The organism is Peribacillus simplex NBRC 15720 = DSM 1321 (assembly GCF_002243645.1).
In the GTDB taxonomy this organism is placed as follows: Bacteria; Bacillota; Bacilli; order Bacillales; family DSM-1321; genus Peribacillus; species Peribacillus simplex.
This window is the reverse complement of record NZ_CP017704.1, coordinates 3,203,858-3,223,136: the sequence shown is the minus strand read 5'-3', so window position 1 is coordinate 3,223,136 and position 19,279 is coordinate 3,203,858. Positions and strand designations below refer to the sequence as shown.

General features: G+C 41.2%; 14 protein-coding genes. 5 read left to right on the top strand and 9 right to left on the bottom strand.

Annotation, left to right across the window (positions count from 1 at the left end):
• Both BS1321_RS15525 and BS1321_RS15520 read left to right on the top strand, forming a co-directional pair.
• Positions 1–768, top strand: a complete 768-nt coding sequence (locus BS1321_RS15525; protein ID WP_063234904.1) for an amino acid ABC transporter ATP-binding protein — start codon at positions 1–3, stop codon at positions 766–768.
• Between the two features lie 5 nt (positions 769–773).
• Entirely contained in the window at positions 774–2,114 is a 1,341-nt protein-coding gene (locus BS1321_RS15520) for an MmgE/PrpD family protein (protein WP_063234903.1), read from the top strand.
• A 255-nt stretch (positions 2,115–2,369) separates the two neighbouring features.
• Here BS1321_RS15520 and BS1321_RS15515 read toward each other — a convergent pair whose 3' ends face one another.
• Positions 2,370–3,851, bottom strand: coding sequence for a glutamate synthase subunit beta (locus tag BS1321_RS15515; protein ID WP_063234902.1), 1,482 nt, complete (start codon positions 3,849–3,851; stop codon positions 2,370–2,372).
• A 16-nt stretch (positions 3,852–3,867) separates the two neighbouring features.
• Positions 3,868–8,418 (bottom strand): glutamate synthase large subunit, encoded by a 4,551-nt coding sequence (gltB, locus tag BS1321_RS15510; RefSeq protein ID WP_063234901.1) that lies wholly within the window; start codon positions 8,416–8,418, stop codon positions 3,868–3,870.
• 133 nt (positions 8,419–8,551) lie between these two features.
• On the opposite strand from gltB, the gene BS1321_RS15505 reads away from it, so the two are divergent.
• From BS1321_RS15505 to BS1321_RS15495, 3 genes are all read left to right on the top strand, one after another.
• Positions 8,552–9,454 carry a glutamate biosynthesis transcriptional regulator GltC gene (locus tag BS1321_RS15505; protein ID WP_063234900.1) on the top strand — a complete coding sequence of 301 codons (903 nt, stop codon included), beginning with the start codon at positions 8,552–8,554 and terminating at the stop codon, positions 9,452–9,454.
• 137 nt (positions 9,455–9,591) lie between these two features.
• Positions 9,592–10,086 carry a spore coat protein gene (locus BS1321_RS15500; RefSeq protein WP_063234899.1) on the top strand — a complete coding sequence of 165 codons (495 nt, stop codon included), beginning with the start codon at positions 9,592–9,594 and terminating at the stop codon, positions 10,084–10,086.
• Between the two features lie 130 nt (positions 10,087–10,216).
• On the top strand, positions 10,217–10,816 hold the full coding sequence (locus BS1321_RS15495; RefSeq protein ID WP_063234898.1) for a hypothetical protein: 600 nt from the start codon (positions 10,217–10,219) through the stop codon (positions 10,814–10,816).
• A 609-nt stretch (positions 10,817–11,425) separates the two neighbouring features.
• Here BS1321_RS15495 and BS1321_RS15490 read toward each other — a convergent pair.
• The 7 genes from BS1321_RS15490 to BS1321_RS15460 form a co-directional block, all read right to left on the bottom strand.
• A complete protein-coding gene (locus BS1321_RS15490) occupies positions 11,426–12,064 on the bottom strand; it encodes a hypothetical protein (RefSeq protein WP_063234897.1) in 639 nt (212 codons plus the stop codon).
• Positions 12,051–12,692, bottom strand: a complete 642-nt coding sequence (locus tag BS1321_RS15485) for an ATP-binding cassette domain-containing protein (RefSeq protein WP_063234896.1) — start codon at positions 12,690–12,692, stop codon at positions 12,051–12,053. Before BS1321_RS15485 ends, BS1321_RS15490 begins: the two co-directional genes overlap by 14 nt.
• 11 nt (positions 12,693–12,703) lie before the next feature.
• On the bottom strand, positions 12,704–13,426 hold the full coding sequence (locus tag BS1321_RS15480) for a DUF2705 family protein (protein ID WP_063234895.1): 723 nt from the start codon (positions 13,424–13,426) through the stop codon (positions 12,704–12,706).
• The gene (locus tag BS1321_RS15475) at positions 13,419–14,150 is read right to left on the bottom strand and encodes a WxPxxD family membrane protein (RefSeq protein ID WP_063234894.1); all 732 of its coding nucleotides are present in this window, start codon (positions 14,148–14,150) and stop codon (positions 13,419–13,421) included. Before BS1321_RS15475 ends, BS1321_RS15480 begins: the two co-directional genes overlap by 8 nt.
• Positions 14,140–14,736, bottom strand: a complete 597-nt coding sequence (locus BS1321_RS15470; RefSeq protein WP_144479250.1) for a hypothetical protein — start codon at positions 14,734–14,736, stop codon at positions 14,140–14,142. The genes BS1321_RS15475 and BS1321_RS15470 overlap by 11 nt, the downstream gene beginning before the upstream one ends.
• A 254-nt stretch (positions 14,737–14,990) precedes the next feature.
• The gene (locus BS1321_RS15465) at positions 14,991–15,476 is read right to left on the bottom strand and encodes a DUF2712 domain-containing protein (protein WP_063234892.1); all 486 of its coding nucleotides are present in this window, start codon (positions 15,474–15,476) and stop codon (positions 14,991–14,993) included.
• Between the two features lie 299 nt (positions 15,477–15,775).
• Entirely contained in the window at positions 15,776–18,943 is a 3,168-nt protein-coding gene (locus BS1321_RS15460) for a S8 family peptidase (RefSeq protein ID WP_063234891.1), read from the bottom strand.
• Positions 18,944–19,279: the final 336 nt, after the last annotated feature.

Below are 19,279 nucleotides of genomic sequence, written 5' to 3'. Positions count from 1 at the left end.
ATGATAAAAGTAAGAAACTTAACCAAATATTTTGATGATAAACAAGTATTGAACGATATTAACTTGGATATAAGAACCGGGGAAGTTGTCGCCATTATTGGGCCATCCGGTTCTGGAAAATCAACGTTATTACGCTGTCTGAACTTGTTGGAAAAGCCCAACAGCGGCACCATCGAAATCAAGGATGTAAAATTGGATACCCAAAAATATAAAGAGAGAGACGCGTACCAATTAAGACAGCAAACAGCGATGGTATTCCAACACTATAACCTTTTTAAAAATAAAACAGCTTTAAAGAACGTGATTGAAGCATTGCTTGTCAGCAAAAAGATGAAAAAAGAGGAAGCCATTCAAATCGGCGTGGATTTATTGAAACGGGTTGGCTTAGAAAAACAAGCCAACCAATACCCCGCTACCTTATCTGGTGGACAACAGCAGCGTGTTAGCATCGCTAGAGCATTAGCTGTAAAACCACATGCCATTCTATTTGATGAGCCTACCTCCGCTCTAGATCCCGAATTGGTTAATGAGGTTTTACAAGTAATACGGGAGTTAGCGAAAGAGGATACCACAATGGTGATCGTGACGCACGAAATGCAATTTGCGAAGGAAGTTGCTGACCATGTCATATTCATGGCAGATGGACATATTATCGAACAAGGCACCCCAGAACAAGTTATTGAGCATTCCCTTAATCCGCGAACCCAGCGTTTTTTACGGCAAATGGGAGATGAAACGGACGGATCTGCCAGGCAAATAAGGAAGTGAAGTGCATGAACACGGAAAGGTTATCTGAAATGATTTATCATTCCACTCCGTTGGTAAATGAAGTAGTATTACAGGCTGCAATCGAAGGACTTCTTGATTATCTTGCTGTTTCCTATCAAACAAAATCCGAAAAGGAAATTACGATTTTAAAGCAAATCATTTTGGAAGAAGGCGGAAATGGGACGAGTTACTTGATTGGAAGTCACATACATGCAACAAGATCCCAAGCAGCACTCTTCAATGGCTTTCAAGCCCATTTACTAGATTATGATGATGTACATTCAGATGTACGAGGTCATCCAAGCGCAGTCATCTTGTCTGCTTTATTAGCAGTTGGAGAACCTGAAATGTCCGGGAAACGCTTTTTAGCTGCCTATGTGGTTGGTGTGGAGATCATGGCTCGGTTTGGAGAGGCTATGAATCCCTATCATTATACAAAAGGTTGGCATAATACAGCTACACTTGGCGTAATAGCTGCAGCTGGTGCGGTTGCCTATTTACGGGAATACTCACCACGCTTAATAGCTGAAACCATGAGTCTTGCCGCTACCCAATCGGCGGGTTTACGACTCCAATTTGGTACTGTGGTAAAGCCGCTCCATGTAGGGATTGCTGCTAAAAACGCTGTGGACTCCGCCGATTGGATTCGGATGGGTTTACATAGCAACCCCGACTTTTTGAACGATAAGAATGGTTTCTTTGAGGTATATGCAGAAAATAGAGTTCCAGATTTGACGGTGAACTGGGGAAAGACATGGCGGATAGTAACACCAGGATTATGGTTTAAACAGTACCCTTTTTGTTCTGCTGCGGCACATGGCGCTGATGCAGCTGTCTTTTTACATAAGACGTATGATTTGTCGGAAGATGATATTGAGTCGGTGAGTGTTTGCTTTCCTCCAAATGGTGATTCCGCTTTGATCCACCATAACCCATCGACTGGTGAAGAAGGAAGATTTTCGATTGAGTATATTGTATGGCTCGCACTAACAGGCAAACCCCTGACCTTTGCTTCTTTTGAATCGAAACCTATTCCCCATTCATGGAGAGAATCCTTTCAAAAAGTAAATAGAGAGACGGATGCAACGATCAAGCCTTCCAAAGCAGCACTCCCAGTGGGACGATTTACAATTGTGACCGTGACCACAACGAATGGGGATGTACTTTCGAAACGAATCGATACACCTAAAGGAAGTCCTGGAAATCCATTAACAAAATCCCAGCTAAAAGAAAAATTGCATAAAGCCGTAGGAGATGAAGTAGAGACAGAAAAAATAATAGCAGCTGTCCATGCACTGAATCACACATCCCTTGGTGTTCTTCAAGAAGCTGACTATAGAAACTAGTAAATTAGGCGAACAGTATTTATATACTGCTCGCCTAATTTGTATACCATCAATCCTTGACGTCCCTCTTCTTTAGCAAGGTATCTTTACTCGTGTGTTTCGGCGTTTAATCGTGAGTTTCGACCGTTTACTCGTGAGTTTCAAACTCGTGAGTTTAGCCATTTTACTCGTGAATTCCGGGCATTTACTCGTGAGTACCACATTTCCCATCACAAAAAAAGAAGCACCATTATGGCACTTCTTTATTTAAAATAATTAAGGCAATACCGTTGCGCCCATCAAGTAGCGGTCAACTTCCCGCGCTACTTCACGGCCTTCATTGATTGCCCAAACGATGAGGCTTTGCCCTCTCCTTGCATCTCCGGCAGCGAAAACTCCTTCGACATTCGTTCTGTACTCGCCATAAACGGCATCAATTTTTTGATTGACTGTTTCTACGCCAAATTGAGTTAATAGCGGCATTTCCGTTCCTTCAAATCCGATTGCGATGAAAACGAATTGTGCAGGCCATACTTTTTCAGTTCCTGGAACTTCCCTGAAAATGTACATTCCGTCATCGCCTTTGATTTTTTCCATTGAGATTGTGTGCAGTTCTTTAACGTTGCCATTTTCATCGGCTACGATTTTTTTTGTTTGGATTGAATATTGACGCGGATCTGCACCGAATTTCGCTTCCGCTTCTTCATACGCATAATCAAGGGAAAAAACATTCGGGTAGGCTGGCCACATATTATCGGATGTACGGGCCGTCGGAAGGATTGGATGCTTCCCGAATTGTACGACGCTCTTACATTCCTGGCGAAGGGCAGTCGCGACACAGTCAGCTCCTGTATCCCCGCCGCCGATGACGATGACGTCCTTCCCCTTAGTGTCTAAAAACTTGCCGTCTTCAAAATTGGAGTCCAACAGGCTTTTAGTCGAAGTCGTCAAGTAATCCATTGCAAGGTGAATGCCTGTTGCTTCACGTCCTTCAATTTTCAGGTCACGCTGCTTTTGGGCACCTGTGCAAAGGATGACTGCATCATATTGATCTTGCAGTTCTTCAGCTGAAATATCTTTGCCTACTTCTGTATTGGTAATGAAGTCGATGCCTTCCTGGGTCAATAATTTGATTCGGCGTGCAACGACATCTTTTTCAAGTTTCATGTTCGGGATGCCGTATGTCAACAGCCCGCCTGCACGGTCTGAGCGCTCATAAACCGTGACCGAATGACCTGCTTGATTCAACTGGTCGGCACTCGCCAATCCTGCCGGGCCTGAACCGATGATGGCAATTTTCTTGCCGGTCCTGCTTTCAGGGATGCGAGGCGTGATCCAGCCATTTTCAAATCCTTTATCGATGATGGTCCGTTCAATGTTCTTGATGGTAACGGCAGGATCGCTTATCGCCACCGTACAAGACCCTTCACAAGGGGCCGGGCAGACGCGCCCGGTGAATTCAGGGAAATTATTCGTTTTCGATAAACGGTCCAATGCTTCTTTCCATCTGCCGCGGTATACCAAATCATTCCACTCCGGGATCAGATTATGAATCGGACAGCCTGTCGTTACCCGGTTCAATTCCATGCCCATATGGCAGAAAGGGGTGGCGCAGTCCATACACCGCGCTCCCTGTGTACTTAACTTTTCATCAGAGAAAGGAGCTGTATATTCTCTCCAGTCGCTTAAACGAGTGAGAGGATTCCGGTCTTTTGGTTTTTCTCGCGGATAATCCATAAATCCTGTTGCTTTTCCCATCTTTCTCTCCCCTTCCTTACTGCATCACAGCTTGTTTAGTGATTTTTTTATCTTGAACGGCATTTGCTTGAAACGCACTCATGATTGCTTCTTCATCCGTTAGTCCTGCACGCTTCTGCTCATTGATGCTTTTCATCATCCGTTTGTAATCTTTCGGAATGACTTTTACGAATTTTTTAGCGAAATCCTCCCAGTTCTCCAGTACATACGATGCTTTGGCACTCTCTGTATAATGAAGGTGGCTGTAAAGCATTTCTTTTACCTCGTTTGCATCATCCATATTCTCAAGCGTCTCGAATTCTATCATTTCGCCATTGCATAATGCCTTGAATTCTTCTGCATCATCAGCAAGTACATAAGCGATGCCGCCTGACATGCCTGCCGCAAAGTTTTTGCCGACGTCGCCCAGGATGACCACGCGTCCGCCTGTCATATACTCACAGCCATGATCTCCAATTCCTTCAACGACGACATTGACTCCACTGTTCCGTACTGCGAATCGTTCTCCCGCACGGCCATTAATGTAGGCCTCGCCGCTTGTTGCACCGTATAAGGCGATATTTCCGGCAATTACATTGTCCCCAGCCTCAATCTGATTGCCAGCAGGTGCCGTGACAATGATCTTTCCGCCAGATAAGCCTTTCCCAACATAGTCATTGACATCACCTGTCAAATACATCGACATCCCTTTTGGAATGAACGCACCGAAGCTCTGGCCCGCCGATCCCGTAAAACGAAGTGTGATCGTATCTTCAGGCAACCCCTCTTCCCCATAGCGTTTGGATACTTCACTGCCGACAATCGTTCCGACCACACGGTTCACGTTTGTAATCGGGAAGCTGACATCCACCTGGGTTTGATCATTTAAAGCAGGCTCCACAACTGGTAAAATCTCACGTATATCCAAGGATTCTTCAATTTTATGGTTTTGAGGAAGTTGATACGTACGTATCCCCTCCGGTTGGAAAAGAAGTGTCGTCAAGTCCAGATGCTTCGCTTTCCAATGGTTTTGTGCCCGCTCGCTCACTTGTAAAACATCAGTGCGGCCGACCATTTCTTCCAGTGTTCTAAAACCAAGCTCAGCCATCGTTTCCCGCACTTCCTCAGCGATGAAGCGCATGAAATTCACGACATGATCAGGGTCTCCAGTGAATTTGCTGCGAAGCTCAGGGTTTTGAGTAGCTACCCCGACTGGACATGTATCCAAATGGCAAGCACGCATCATGACACAGCCAAGGACCACAAGCGGTGCTGTAGCAAAGCCGAATTCTTCCGCTCCAAGGATAGCTGCCATGACCACATCGCGTCCCGTCATTAACTTTCCATCCGTTTCAAGGACTACACGGCTGCGCAGGCCATTCAGCATCAATGTTTGATGTGCTTCGGCAAGGCCCAGCTCCCAAGGAAGACCTGTATGTTTGATACTCGTTTTTGGTGATGCACCCGTACCGCCATCATACCCGCTGATAACAATGACATCTGCGGCTCCTTTGGCCACACCGGCCGCAATTGTGCCTACGCCTGCTTTTGACACAAGCTTGACGCTGATCCTGGCATCACGGTTCGCATTTTTCAAATCATGGATCAGCTGTGCCAGATCTTCAATCGAATAGATATCATGATGCGGAGGCGGTGAAATCAGGCCGACACCTGGTGTGGAACCACGGACCTCTGCGACCCAAGGATATACTTTGTTTCCAGGCAGCTGGCCGCCTTCACCCGGCTTTGCACCTTGCGCCATTTTGATTTGAAGTTCATCGGCATTAACAAGGTAATGGCTTTTCACTCCAAAACGACCGGACGCAATTTGTTTAATTCCGCTGCGGCGGTCATCGCCGTTTTCATCCAGTTGGTAACGGCTAGGATGCTCCCCGCCTTCACCGCTATTGCTTTTTCCGCCTAAACGGTTCATCGCAATCGCTAATGTTTCATGTGCTTCCTGACTCAATGAACCGAATGACATCGCACCCGTTTTGAATCGGCTGACGATGGATTCCACGGATTCCACTTCATCTATGGAAATGCTTTGGCGTTTTTGATCGAACGAGAATAAATTCCGTAAAAACCCGAGTCTCTCTTCATTCGCCAAGTTTGAATATTGCTTAAATAAATTATAATCGCCTTTCCGGCAGGCCCATTGCAGTGTATGGATCGTTTTAGGATTGAAAGCATGATGTTCCCCTGTTTTTCTCCATTGAAAATCACTTCCGCTTTCAAGAGTTTGGTCAAGGGAATCGGCTGCAGCTTTCCTATGGCGAATCAACGCTTCATCTGCGATCGTTACCAAATCGATCCCACTAAGCTGCGATGCCGTACCGCTGAAATAGCGCTCGATCACTTCAGCACCGATTCCGACCGCTTCGAAAATTTGTGCGCCGCGATAACTTTGAATCGTTGAAATCCCCATTTTCGACATCACTTTTACGATGCCTTCTGTCAACGAGCGTACATATTTCCTTACCGTTTCTTCGTAGCTGATGGCCAAACTGCCTTCCAATACCGCCTGCTTATATGTTTCATAAGCAAGGTACGGGTAAATCGCATCCACTCCATACCCGATTAGGGACGCATAATGATGGACTTCCCTTGTTTCCCCCGATTCAACGATAATGCTCACTTTCGTACGGTTCCCATGACGGATTAGCTCTTGATGAAGGGCGCTCGCAGCCAGCAGGGAAGGAATCGCAGCTTTTTCTTTGCTCATATCCTTGTCAGATAAAATCAAAAGGCTGACACCATCAGCGATCGCTTGTTCCGCTTCACGGCAGATGCGATTGAGTTCGCTCTCTAAATCTTCTGAAAATAAAGTGTGAATGACTTTGCTCCTGAATTCAGGATAGGCATTTTCTTTCAACTGCTGCATTTGACCTGGCGTCAAAACAGGTGAATCCAATTGAATGCGGCGGCTATTCGTTTCATCCGGTTTCAGCAAATCTCCTTCCGCACCCAGAAATGTCATCGTTGACGTGACGATCTGTTCACGAAGCGAATCGATTGGCGGATTGGTTACCTGTGCAAAGGATTGCTTGAAATAATTGAAAAGCGATTGCGGGCGATCTGATAAGACCGCTAACGGAATGTCATTCCCCATGCTGCCCAGTGGATCTTTGCCTTCATTAATGACCGGCAGTAAATATTTTTGGACATCTTCATACGTGTATCCGAACGCTTTTTGCCTGAATAACAAATCACTCAATGGCTCCCCTTCGAGCACAGGTTCTTCGTCACTTAATTGAACAAGCTGTTCGTCCAGCCATTGCTGGTAAGGATTTTCCTGAGCCATTTCCGACTTGATCTCTTCATCGGAAACAATACGGCCTTCCTCTAAATCTATTAAAAGCATTCTGCCTGGGCTTAAACGATCTTTATATAATACATTCTCCGGCTCCACATCGATCACGCCGACTTCAGAGGAGAAAATGATGTAATCATCTTTTGTCACATAATACCTTGCCGGCCTCAAACCATTTCGATCCAGGATGGCACCGATTTGCTTGCCATTCGTAAAGGATATGGCCGTCGGACCATCCCATGGCTCCATGAGCATGCTATGATATTCGTAAAATGCCTTCTTTTCCTTCGTCATATGCGGATTTTCCGTCCATGGTTCAGGAATGAGCATCATCGCCGCATGTGCCGGTTTACGCCCGGCAAGCACGAAGAATTCAAGTGCATTATCAAGAATCGAGGAATCACTGCCGTCTATATCCAGAATAGGCAGGACTTTTTTCAGGTCATCCCCGAATGCTTCAGAAACAAACTGCTGCTCACGAGCTTTCATCCAATTCACATTACCTCTAAGCGTATTGATTTCGCCATTATGGATCAGGTAACGGTTAGGATGTGCCCGTTCCCAACTAGGAAAAGTATTCGTGCTGAAGCGGGAATGCACTAAAGCGAAAGCCGAAACGAAAGACTCCTGTTGAAGGTCAAGATAAAAAGCATCCACCTGCTCTGGCGTCAACAATCCTTTGTATACGATCGTAGCACTTGAAAGGCTGGCAAAATAAAAACGATTGCCGCGTTCACGAGCCCAGTTTTCAGCTTGTTTTCTGATAATGAACAATTTACGCTCAAAAGCTAAATCATCGGTCATCTCATCGCTGGCCCCGATGAATACTTGGCGGATCGTCGGACATGTCTCCTTGCCGACCTCCCCGATTTTCGTTGCATCAACAGGAACCGTTCTCCAGCCTAATAGCGTTTGGCCCTCTTGTTCGATAAATGCATTCAAACGAGCTTCAATTTCATTCCGTTCATCATCATTGTTAGAGAAAAAGAGCATGCCTACACCATAGCGTCCTTTTGCCGGCAAGTTCATTTCCGGGCATGCCAGCCTGAAATATTCATCAGGAATCTGCACCATTAATCCTGCGCCATCTCCTGTAAGGGGATCGCTGCCCTGTCCGCCGCGATGATCTAATTGGCACAGCATATTCAGTCCTTGTTTGACGATGTCATGTGTAGCAAGCCCTTTTAAATGAGCGTATAAACCGATCCCACATGCATCATGTTCAAATTCAGGATGGTAGAGCCCTTGTGCTTTTGGTATTTGATTGTATGTCATATTAATCGCCCCCATCGTATTCTTACACCGTTATGTCACTTACATTTATTCTAGGTTTTCAAATCGATATAAACAATATATAATTCTAATAGAATCTATCTCAATTTGAGATGAATGGCAGGAGGATGAATAAATGGAACTACGACAATTACGTTATTTTGTTGAGGTCGCCGAGAGAGAACACGTCTCTGAAGCCGCAGAGCACCTGCATATTGCACAATCAGCAATCAGCCGACAAATCTCCAAACTGGAAGATGAGCTTGGCGTACTTTTATTCGAGAAAATCGGCCGGAATATCCAGTTAACTCCAATTGGTAAGATTTTCTTGATTCATGCCAAAACGGCGATACAGGCGATAGAATATGCCAAATATCAAATTGAGGAGTTTTTGGACCCTGAACACGGAAGCATTAAAATCGGGTTCCCGACCAGTCTTTCCACCCATTTACTGCCTACAGTCATTTCCGCTTTTAAAGATGAGCAGCCGAATATCGGCTTCCACTTAAGACAGGGATCTTATTCCTCTTTAAAGGAAGCTGTCAAAAATCGCGAAATCGGATTAGCCTTCCTTGGACCGATTCCGACAAACGATCCAGATATCGAAGGTCATATCCTGTTCACGGAAAACATTTCCGCTTTACTGCCCATAACTCACCCATTAGCTGAAAGGCAGAGTCTGCGTCTAAGTGACTTACGAAATGATCCCTTCGTCTTGTTTCCAAAAGGATACATCTTTCACACTATCGCTCTCGAAGCATGCAAAGCAGCCGGTTTCACACCGAACATCGCCTCGGAAGGTGAAGACATGGATTCCATAAAAGGGCTCGTATCTGCGGGAATCGGAGTCAGTCTGCTCCCTGACAGTACCTTTTATGAAGTCATTCCAAGACTGACTGTCAAAATTCCGATCGATACTCCCGAAGTCAAACGGACTGTCGGCATCATCACTCCCAAAAATAGGGACTTGGCTCCATCAGAAAAACTTTTTTACCAATTTGCCAAAAAGTTCTTCTCTGTTCTCGAGCAATATCAATAAAACATGGCGATCCTTCTAAACTGTGAATGTGAATCGAAGATGGGACAGCTCTTCCTATAAATGATTTCACTAAACAACTTACAAATAGCCCACTGTTCGAATAACGTATCAAGATTATTCGTTCAGGAGGAATTTAAATGAAACCCACCCATTCACATCTTGCTTGGCATGAAACACTCGAGCTTCATGAATTGGTCGCCGCCCAGTCCAATGCCCTAATGAAATTTAAAAAAGCTTATCCAAAGATAAAAGACCCCATTTTAAAAACGATATATAGGCAAACGATTGATACCCTTACCCAAAACATCATGGAGCTTCTGAAATTTTACCCATTGACGCCTAAGACAGGCCGGGATGACGATGTATTAAGGGATGACGCATCGGCCGCTGCTGCCGGGGAATTGCTTGGCTTTGCCAAATCATCCATCAAAAGTTATGCACTTGCCATTACTGAAACAGCCACACCTTCTCTTCGAAAAGTATTTAAGAAACATTTAAATGGTGCCATCGATACCCATGCCAAGATTTTCAACTACCTTTATGAAAGAAACCTCTATCCTGCTTACGACTTGAACCAATTGCTTCAAAGTGACGTCGATGTTGCCAATAAGGCTCTTTCCCAACCATTCTAAATGCAACAAAAAGGCAAGCATACGATTGCTTGCCTTTTTCACCGCGTTCCGATTCCGGTTTTCATTATAATGTTATAATATATAACAATTGGTTTTAATTAGGTGAAAAAATATTAAAGAGGTGAAAATCATGAAAAAGATCTTTTTATCCATCATCCTATCCCTGCTCTCACTTTCTTTAGTCGCCTGTAAGGCTAATGATCCAAAATCCGAGAATAACCTTTCAGTTCCTGAGCTGACAGCAAGGGAAAAGGCCATCCTGGAGAATACAGCTGAACATTCCTTTCTTATCGATTTCAATATTGATGATACATACAAGGAGATGTCCGTCTGGGTCGAAAAATATGAATTTGGTAAACTTGTTGAAGATGAAAAAGGCCGCATGACAACTGGGGTTGAAAAGAATGGGACAATCATCTTCACCACCTCCAAAACGGATGAGGAACAAGATCAATCGATGTTCAATATCAGCATTCAAAACGATGATGGTATAACTACGGCTACTTATCCTGAAACCATTGATGAAAAGGATTCGAGCGTGTCGGGCAGTGCTGGCCAACTCAATATAAACAGTACAAACAAGCTTGCATTGGCGAGTATATGCTACTCAAGCGGAAATGAAGGCATACGTTCACTTTCCACTGATTTTTATGGTGATATGGATGGCCATATGGAAGAGTTAAAGGAATACGATGTTGTCTACCTCCTGAGAAGTGAATTCACTAAATGAGCTGACATATGCAGGTGCAAGTTGAATCAAAACTTGCACCTGCACAGTTTGTTTTAGCACGATGATACTGCAAAACTGGAATGTTCAACTCTATGATTTCAAGAAAATAAATGAGGCATTTGAAGAATCAAAAAAGGCTTACCATCAAATTAGTGAAGTGAAAAAGTCCAAGCAAATGCTGGTTTTGCTCATTCGATATATGAGCAAGTCCAAATTATGGGTATGGAAAAATTTTAATAAAGTAAATTTTTCTATATTTTAAAAAGGGGTTGAAGGTAGAGGTATTTGGGTGTAATCTTTAAAAATAAAAAAACGGAAAGAAGATTATAAATTTGAAGAAAATCATCCTCCTCTTTGCAGCAGTAGTCATTGCGAGCTCTCTCGGACATCAAATAACCGGCGGATATAATGACCCTCGAAAATCCCGCCCTAGGTATATACATTTAAAATAAGGAATCCGCTTTTAGCTTGATTCCTTATAATTTCAAGTCAATAAATATTAACATTTTAAGAAACGATCATGGGATTTGAATCTGTGCATAAAGACAATATTGATTGATAGGATTTCAAACTTATCTTTCAATTAAGCTTGTATTAAATACACTTAAATTACTCATTATTTCTCTCCAATATCAGATCACCCTCATTTGATATATAACCATCTTTCCCCATTTTTTCGATATATATGTTATACCCATTTTTCAGTTCAATTTCGATTGGCTTTTTTACTTTTTCATCAATTTCCCATTGAATGGTTTGCAAACTTTCGGTTTCCGTTCTATCCTTTATATCGACAAACACTCCGATCGTATCGGATGTCCCTGATAGTACATACTTCCCAGCTTGTATTTCTGTACCGACCTTATAATAACCGGGATCTTTAATGATGATTTTTTGACCCTTTTTCTCTACTTCTTCAAATTCAGAAGGCTTGAATTCTAATTTTCCTTTAATCGAGAAATTTTCATTCATATGAAAAGGCACCGCATGCAAAACATCATTTTTATGCATTTTATCACCAAAAAACTCCGATTCCTTATCGAGAGATTTAATATCATAATAGCCCTGATCGATATCTTTCCCAACAATAATTTTCTGTGATTGTAACACCTTATAGGAAGCAGTATTATTTTCAGTATTTCTGGTATCTTCACTATCAGATGAAGAAACAAAGTACACTTTATATATAAGGAATCCGCCTACTAATACTAGTAAGCTTAATACTGCTATACTTTTATTTAGAGTCAAGAACGATTCCTCCATTATCCATTTTTATATATTCATCCGCTAATGCTTCTAAATCCTGTTTATGATGACTTGTCAAAATGATGAGTGCCCCGCGCTCTTTTTCTTCATTCAAGATTTGATAAACTTGAATGACACCTTCTTCATCAATTGCATTTGTTGGTTCATCCAATAATAAAATATCCGGTTTTTCAAATATCGCTTGGGCGACACTTAATCGTTGTTTCATTCCTAACGAAAACTTTCCTACCTTCATTTTTGAATCAGGATCAAGACCGACTCTTTTTATCGCCAATTTAATATCCTCATCAGTGGCGATGTTCCTGATTTTTGATAATATTTTCAGATTTGTATAGGCGTTATACTGGTGAAGCAGGGAAGTGTTTTCAATAATGACACTAATGTTAGAAGGAAATGAAAACTCCTTATGAAGAATTTTTTCGTCTATTGAAATTTCACCTGAGCTCGGCATGATTAACCCTGCAATCGCTCTAAGCAGCATCGTTTTACCAGAGCCATTTCTTCCATACAAACCATAGATTTTCCCGCCGCAAAACTCATAATTAATATCATGTAAGAGCGTCTTCTTCTTCTTCCGTTTATTTAAAGAGCTAATTCGTATTTTTGTCATTTTGCACCTCATTAATTTAAATCCATTTTCTTTAATCGTATAAATGATAAAACACTTAAAATGATTATTACTACGGTTAAAACCATATAAGCAATTACCGGCGATAATCCAACTGATTCAGGTAGATCCACCCTTACATACATTCCGAAATTGGGAATCAAAAAATATAAAATCCACGTCAGCTTTTGTACAGATAAAAGAACTCCGCCTAATGTAACAGAAAAAAGCACATAAACATTTATCAGCAATAAAGATACTTGTTCCGTTAGGTAAAGCTCGAGTGCCATTTGAATAAAAATAAGGACAAAATTAGACATAATATATAGACCTGCAATACAAATAAATGATTGGAAATCATGATAAAAAAAGGCCTGGTCCTCATTATTTATATAAGCGAATACGATAGAGACAAGAAGTTGGAACAAAGATAACCCAGATATAAGGATCATTAACTTCGTGATTCTGCTAATCCCAAGTCTCACCTTGCTTTTTTCCCTGATCATCAGGTATATCCCATAACCGGAAATATATTGCCTCAAATAACCTAACGACAAAAAACTCACCATAGAAAAGAAGATATACCATGCTCCCAATAGAACAAATTTATTATTAATCGGAACTCCGCTAACGATCATGAATCCCGTAAGATCGGCTTTAGAGCCATCAAAATGATTAAATAAAAAAATTTGCAAACTGATTACAAACAACATGGTTAAGAAGATTCGGTTAGTCATTTGAAACCTCAACAATGAAATCTTTTTTCTCGATGGCAAATAGCCCAAGTAAAATCATTACAATAGATAGCAATAACTCTTTTCCAATCATGATCAACGATTGATGCCCTGACATTCCGCTGCTTAAAAAAGGATCTATAATATTTAATGCACTGGCAGGTGTCCAATGAATATTCAGATAACTCTTCATCATATATAAGAGAAAACATATAAAAAAGGTCCCTGCCATCGCAATGATTGAATTGGAAAAATCAAAAATGAAATAATAAAGCATTCCAATCGAGAAATAAATACACGTTAATAGTGCTAGATTAAGAAGGCATATGTTCCAATAATTTGAAGAGATAAAATGAAATCTATCGAATAAGAAAACACCTGCGAAATTAATCAATAAAATGCTGAATGCATATATAAATGAACTTATAAAAACTTGGATTGTCCTTCTCCGATAAATGTGGACTCTTGATGTTAATCGAACCATTATGTGCGGATGCTCATCTTCAATAAAAAAGCGATAAAATAGTAATAAAGGGATAATATAAGTCATCATCAAATTTTTACTCGAGAGATAGCCATCTACACTCGCACTTACATCAATGATTAATGGATACGATGGGTCTACTTGCTTTATTTTCAGATAATGAATATTATAGATCATCCATAAACATCCAAATAAAAGTAAAAGCAGCATTGATAAATATACTTTTTTTTGATTAGACTTCATCACTTTTCACCTTATAAATGAACCCGACCGTGATTATCGCTAAAAAAAGGATTGTAGATTTAAAGAAAATAAAAATGAAATCTTCTAAGTTCACTTCGTTAAAAGGTTGGATAATCAATGCTAATGAATGATGTAATCCCAAAATTTGCGAGAACCAAAAAACAAAGCTTAATGGATACGTATACTTCATATCAGGGAAACACCAACTAAGGACGGTAGCCATCCCTGCGCATAAACTAGTGAAAAAACCAAAAAAGATTATATAAATGACATTACTAATAGTAGGCATTGAATTAACAAGGATATATAAAGTATTTTCTGGGAACAGGTCTGGTGCCAACCCCTTGTCAAATTCACCATTCATAAACACCAAATATGCAATAAACATGTTCAATAACAAGCAACAAACAATGACTAAAAAGGAAAACGACATATTTCCGAATAGCATGGTTTTATAATAAGAGAATCGCCCTTTTTTGGTCGCGACGATATATCGGTATCCTGTTCTGTATTCTTGGATATAACTATCAGCACACATAATTAATAGAAAAATGGGCAAAAACCATATTAGGATTATTTGCATCATATGGCCTAATGAACTTCCCGCTAAAAAAGTGGCTAAATGGGGTGCTAACGATTCTGATGAATACAGTGTTGATGAAAAATTCCCCAAAAGAATAAATATATCAATAATAACAATCGCAACAATACATAACACTATGAACTTTGTTTTTTTATTATTTCTTAATCTATAGTAATAACTATTCATATTGTCTCCCTTTAGGAAGCCACCTTGAATAAAGAATCATCCAAGATGGCTTCACCATGATCATCATTTTTTTATTTATTATACTCAGTGGTGTAATAAGTATTATACTGTGAAGGTAATATTCTCCCCGTCTCCTCATCCCAATATCCGTTTACGGAATAGCTGCTAGAACTTAAATTATTATTCTCTGCCGTTAATCTTACATTAGCGGCATTAGCACCTGAATTGCCTTTAATATAATAATTACGCCCACTATTTGAACCGCCACTCCCTGCTTTAACATCCACTGTAGGAGATACATTCGTACCATTGCTTTTTTCCAACCAATAAGTAGTTAAAGTATTAGTTCCTTCTGTTGATTTATACATTCTCACTTTCCATGTATTCCGTTCCGTAGTCGTTTGGCGATACTCTGTACCTGTGTACGAGTTAGCTTGCTCTTTCTTAATCGTAAAGGAATATGACGTATTGTCATTCCCAGCTTCAACCGAAAGCGTTCCTAAGCCAATTGAACAAGCTAGAATAGTACCTAATGCTATTACTCTTCCTTTTTTCATTTTATTTCCTCCTGAATTTAGGTATTACTGCACTTTGACTTTTACTCTCTCTCTTCTCCTTTTCTCTAATAAAGATTTATCGTACAAGAAAAAAGCGAAGGTTTTATTTCAGAATTAAAACGCGAAACTCCATATCTGACATCATGCAATGACAACGCACAGATGAATACTCTTAAATAAAGCTTGGCAAAAGACACGCTCATGGCAAAAACACCGCTCATCATCGAGCGGTGTTTTCATTCGTTTTCTCAAAAAAAAGCCGTTTAACATGTAAGTTAAACGGCCTTCACCTCTTATTGCTATTTAGATTTTTTAACTGTTACTTTTGTTGCTTTTCCTGTATTGCCCGCTTTGTCTTTTGCTGAGACGTATAATGCGGACCCTGCTTTTTTCTTGCTGATTTTGATGGAGAAGTTCCCCTTACTATCAGCTTTTGCAGTTCCGATGTTTTTATTGTTGTACTTTACGGTAACAGTTGAACCGATTTCCGCTTTACCAGTTACTTTTGTTGCTTTGTCGTTTACTTCATTCACTTTCGGTGCACCTGGAGCGGTTTTATCTTTAACCGTTACTTTTGTTGCTTTTCCTGTATTGCCCGCTTTGTCTTTTGCTGAGGCATATAATGCGGACCCTGCTTTTTTCTTGCTGATTTTAATGGAGAAGTTCCCCTTTTTATCAGCGGTTGCAGTTCCGATGTTTTTATTGTTGTACTTCACGGTAACGGTTGAACCGATTTCCGCTTTACCAGTTACTGAAGTAGCTTTATCGCTTACTTCATTCACTTTCGGTGCATCTGGGGCTGTTTTATCGAGAACAGTCACGGTTGCCGCCTTGCTTTCACGTTTTGCTAAGTCTGTAGCTGTGACTGAAAGTTTAGTGCCAGCCTTTTGCTTGCTGATTTTCACTTTGAAATTCCCTTTGCTGTCCGTGTTACCTGAACCGATCACTTTTTTCGCACTGTTTTTGACCGTGACTTTCACCTCGGCTTGCGATTGACCCGTTACATACACGTCTTTGTCACTGACAGGCTTAACAGTTGGATTTTTAGGGGTTGCACCTTTATTCACGAATACTTTAATCGAAGATACTGCTAGTTTAGCAGAATCAGAGATATTCACAGTAAGCATCTGCTCCGCTTTTTGGACCGGAATTTTGATTGTGAACGTTCCGTTAGCTGCAGCTGTTGTTTTACCTAGTGATTTACTTCCGCTTTTCACTTCGATTGCCGAACCTTTTTTAGCCGATCCAGTCAGTGTTGTTTTGTTATCGAATACAGGATTGACTTTCGCTTGTAGATCCACTGCACTTAGTGCACTGTACGCATTCAATCTTCCATATCCTGATACTAAATCTTTACCGACAGGCAGTTCTTCTTCTGGTAAGATGATTTCCCCATCTTCATCTTCATATTCCTCATAAGGGTATGCATTATCTTCTTCTTCAAATTTCACATATTCCGATGTCTCATGAAGGATTTCCCTTACTTCATTCACTTTCAACCCAGGGTTTCCGGATAATAACAAGGCTGTAGCTGCCGCAACATGCGGAGCTGCCATTGATGTACCATCCATGTAGGTAACATTCCCATTAGGTACAAGACTCGGTATGCCTGTCCCTGGAGCGACCATGTCCAATTTCGATCCATAATTGGAATAATCGGATACTAAATCAAGGGCATTGGTTGCACCGACGGATATCGCGTATTTAGATGATGCAGGATAAGATAGACCATCCATCCCATCATTACCGCTTGCTACGACAACCATTACATTCTTGGCAGCGGCATGTTTCAAGGCATATTCAATCGTCCTGCTATATTCTCCGCCCAAGCTAAGGTTAATGACCTTTGCACCATGATCCACGGCATATTTAATGCCTAGTGCAATTTTCTCATTGTCTCCAAACCCTGAAGAGTCCAAGACCTTCACAGGCATGATTTTAGCTACTGGATTGATTCCTTGCATGGAATAACCATTATCTGCTTTGGCAGCGATAATTCCGGATACATGTGTACCATGGCCATTGTCATCGACTGCATCTACTTTCTTATCAATGAAATTCTTGCCTAAGTCCATGCGAACCGTATCTTTCAAATCCGCCAGTGAATCATCGACACCTGTGTCGATAACCGCTACCAATGTATCTTTTAAATTACGCTTCTTAATAAGGTTCTGCAGTTTTTCGTTATCGATGTCCGCTCCCTTTATGCCTTCTTCCCCACCGGCGTTATCTAAAGACCATTGATACGGTGATTGAATGTCGGCAGAAAGTGCTTTGTACGTTTTTACCGCTTCGATATATTCCACTTCTGGAAGTTTTTCGATAGTGGATAGAGCTGCTGTGCTCATTTTAGCTTGGTTCTTTAACTCTACGACATACATATCATCATACAGAACCTCTTGTTGCTTAGGTGCCGATAATGTTCCAAATCCTTTTCCACTTACCTTGGATTGGACAGCGCTTAATGACTTCCCAGGTTTAAGTTTGACGATATATTTGTTCTTTATATTTTTCGAAGCCGGAAGTTCGATTCCCGCTTTACTTGCGATATCGACGATTCTTTCACCCGCAAGCTTATCAAGATTGATTTTCTTTGCAATGCCGTCCATATCCTTTTTCAATCCAGCTGGAGCGACGTCTGCCGACTTATTGAATAAGGCCTTAATCGCTTCTTGCTGCTTGTTGCTAATGACTGCCGTGCTGCTTGCTCCATTTTCATTAAGATCCTCAATAAGGGGCTTAATCTCGACTAAGTGATTATATACCGCTTCCCTTGCCGTTTTATTACCAGCAAGATGAAGAGCCAGGAATGGCGAAGCCTTATAGTATAAAGAGGAAAGGGTGCGTCCCTCAGACGACTTCGTGAGAACTTCATCTCTAAACACGCGGAGTGTTTTCAACATGGATTCTCCCGTTTTCTTATCGTTTACACTCACTTCAACCGGGCATGATTCGAGTTCTTCGCCTTCGTCCCCGGCAGATGGCGGCAATGTCACTGAATGCGCATTGATGGAGTATTCAGCTACATTTTCCGCATCCGGGATAGGATTTCCCTCATCATCCGTATCGCCGAAATATTCAACTTTAACATAATATGTGCCTTCCCAAGCATATGGGAAATCGACTACAGCTTTTTCATCAGGATAAGAAGAGACAAAATAATTGCTCTCATCTTTTTCTGCTTTTTCTTTATCTTGATATACGGAAATATTCAAGATTTTGTCCGAATTGACTTCGAATTCAATATGGGAGAACTTTTGTATTTCCTCTGTTGTGGGACTGATTTGATACCATTGAACATCCGGTTTTTCAAACTTCCCGTCCAGAGTGTCCCCATTTTTAATCGTTTTTACATTTTCAATGGGTGTTACAGCTGCAGCTTGAGAATTTAGCGGAACCATCAAGCTGAAAATCAGTGCAAAAATTAGTACACACGCCGTAATTCGACTCACATTCTTAAATTTCACGTTTTTCCCTCCAATAATTGGTTAAAAAATAACAGTACTATACCAAACTATCACACTGTAAAATTTTATCAACCAATTTTTTCCCTTTTTTATGTCAAACGCTTGATTTATTTGGCCATTGAGCCGAAAAATGATTCCCATGTACCAATTAAGCTAGATATTTGAGTTCCGATGGGCATCTCATGACGATAATAAATTCCAACATTCGGCAGATTCATATTAATAGATTTAAATCGGTGAAAATCCTAACATGACCTAATCCCTACGTTCAGCCAATTTCTGCAAAAAAAAGCTGTCCCAGCAGTAAAAACATGCGGGACAGCTTCCAATCATTTT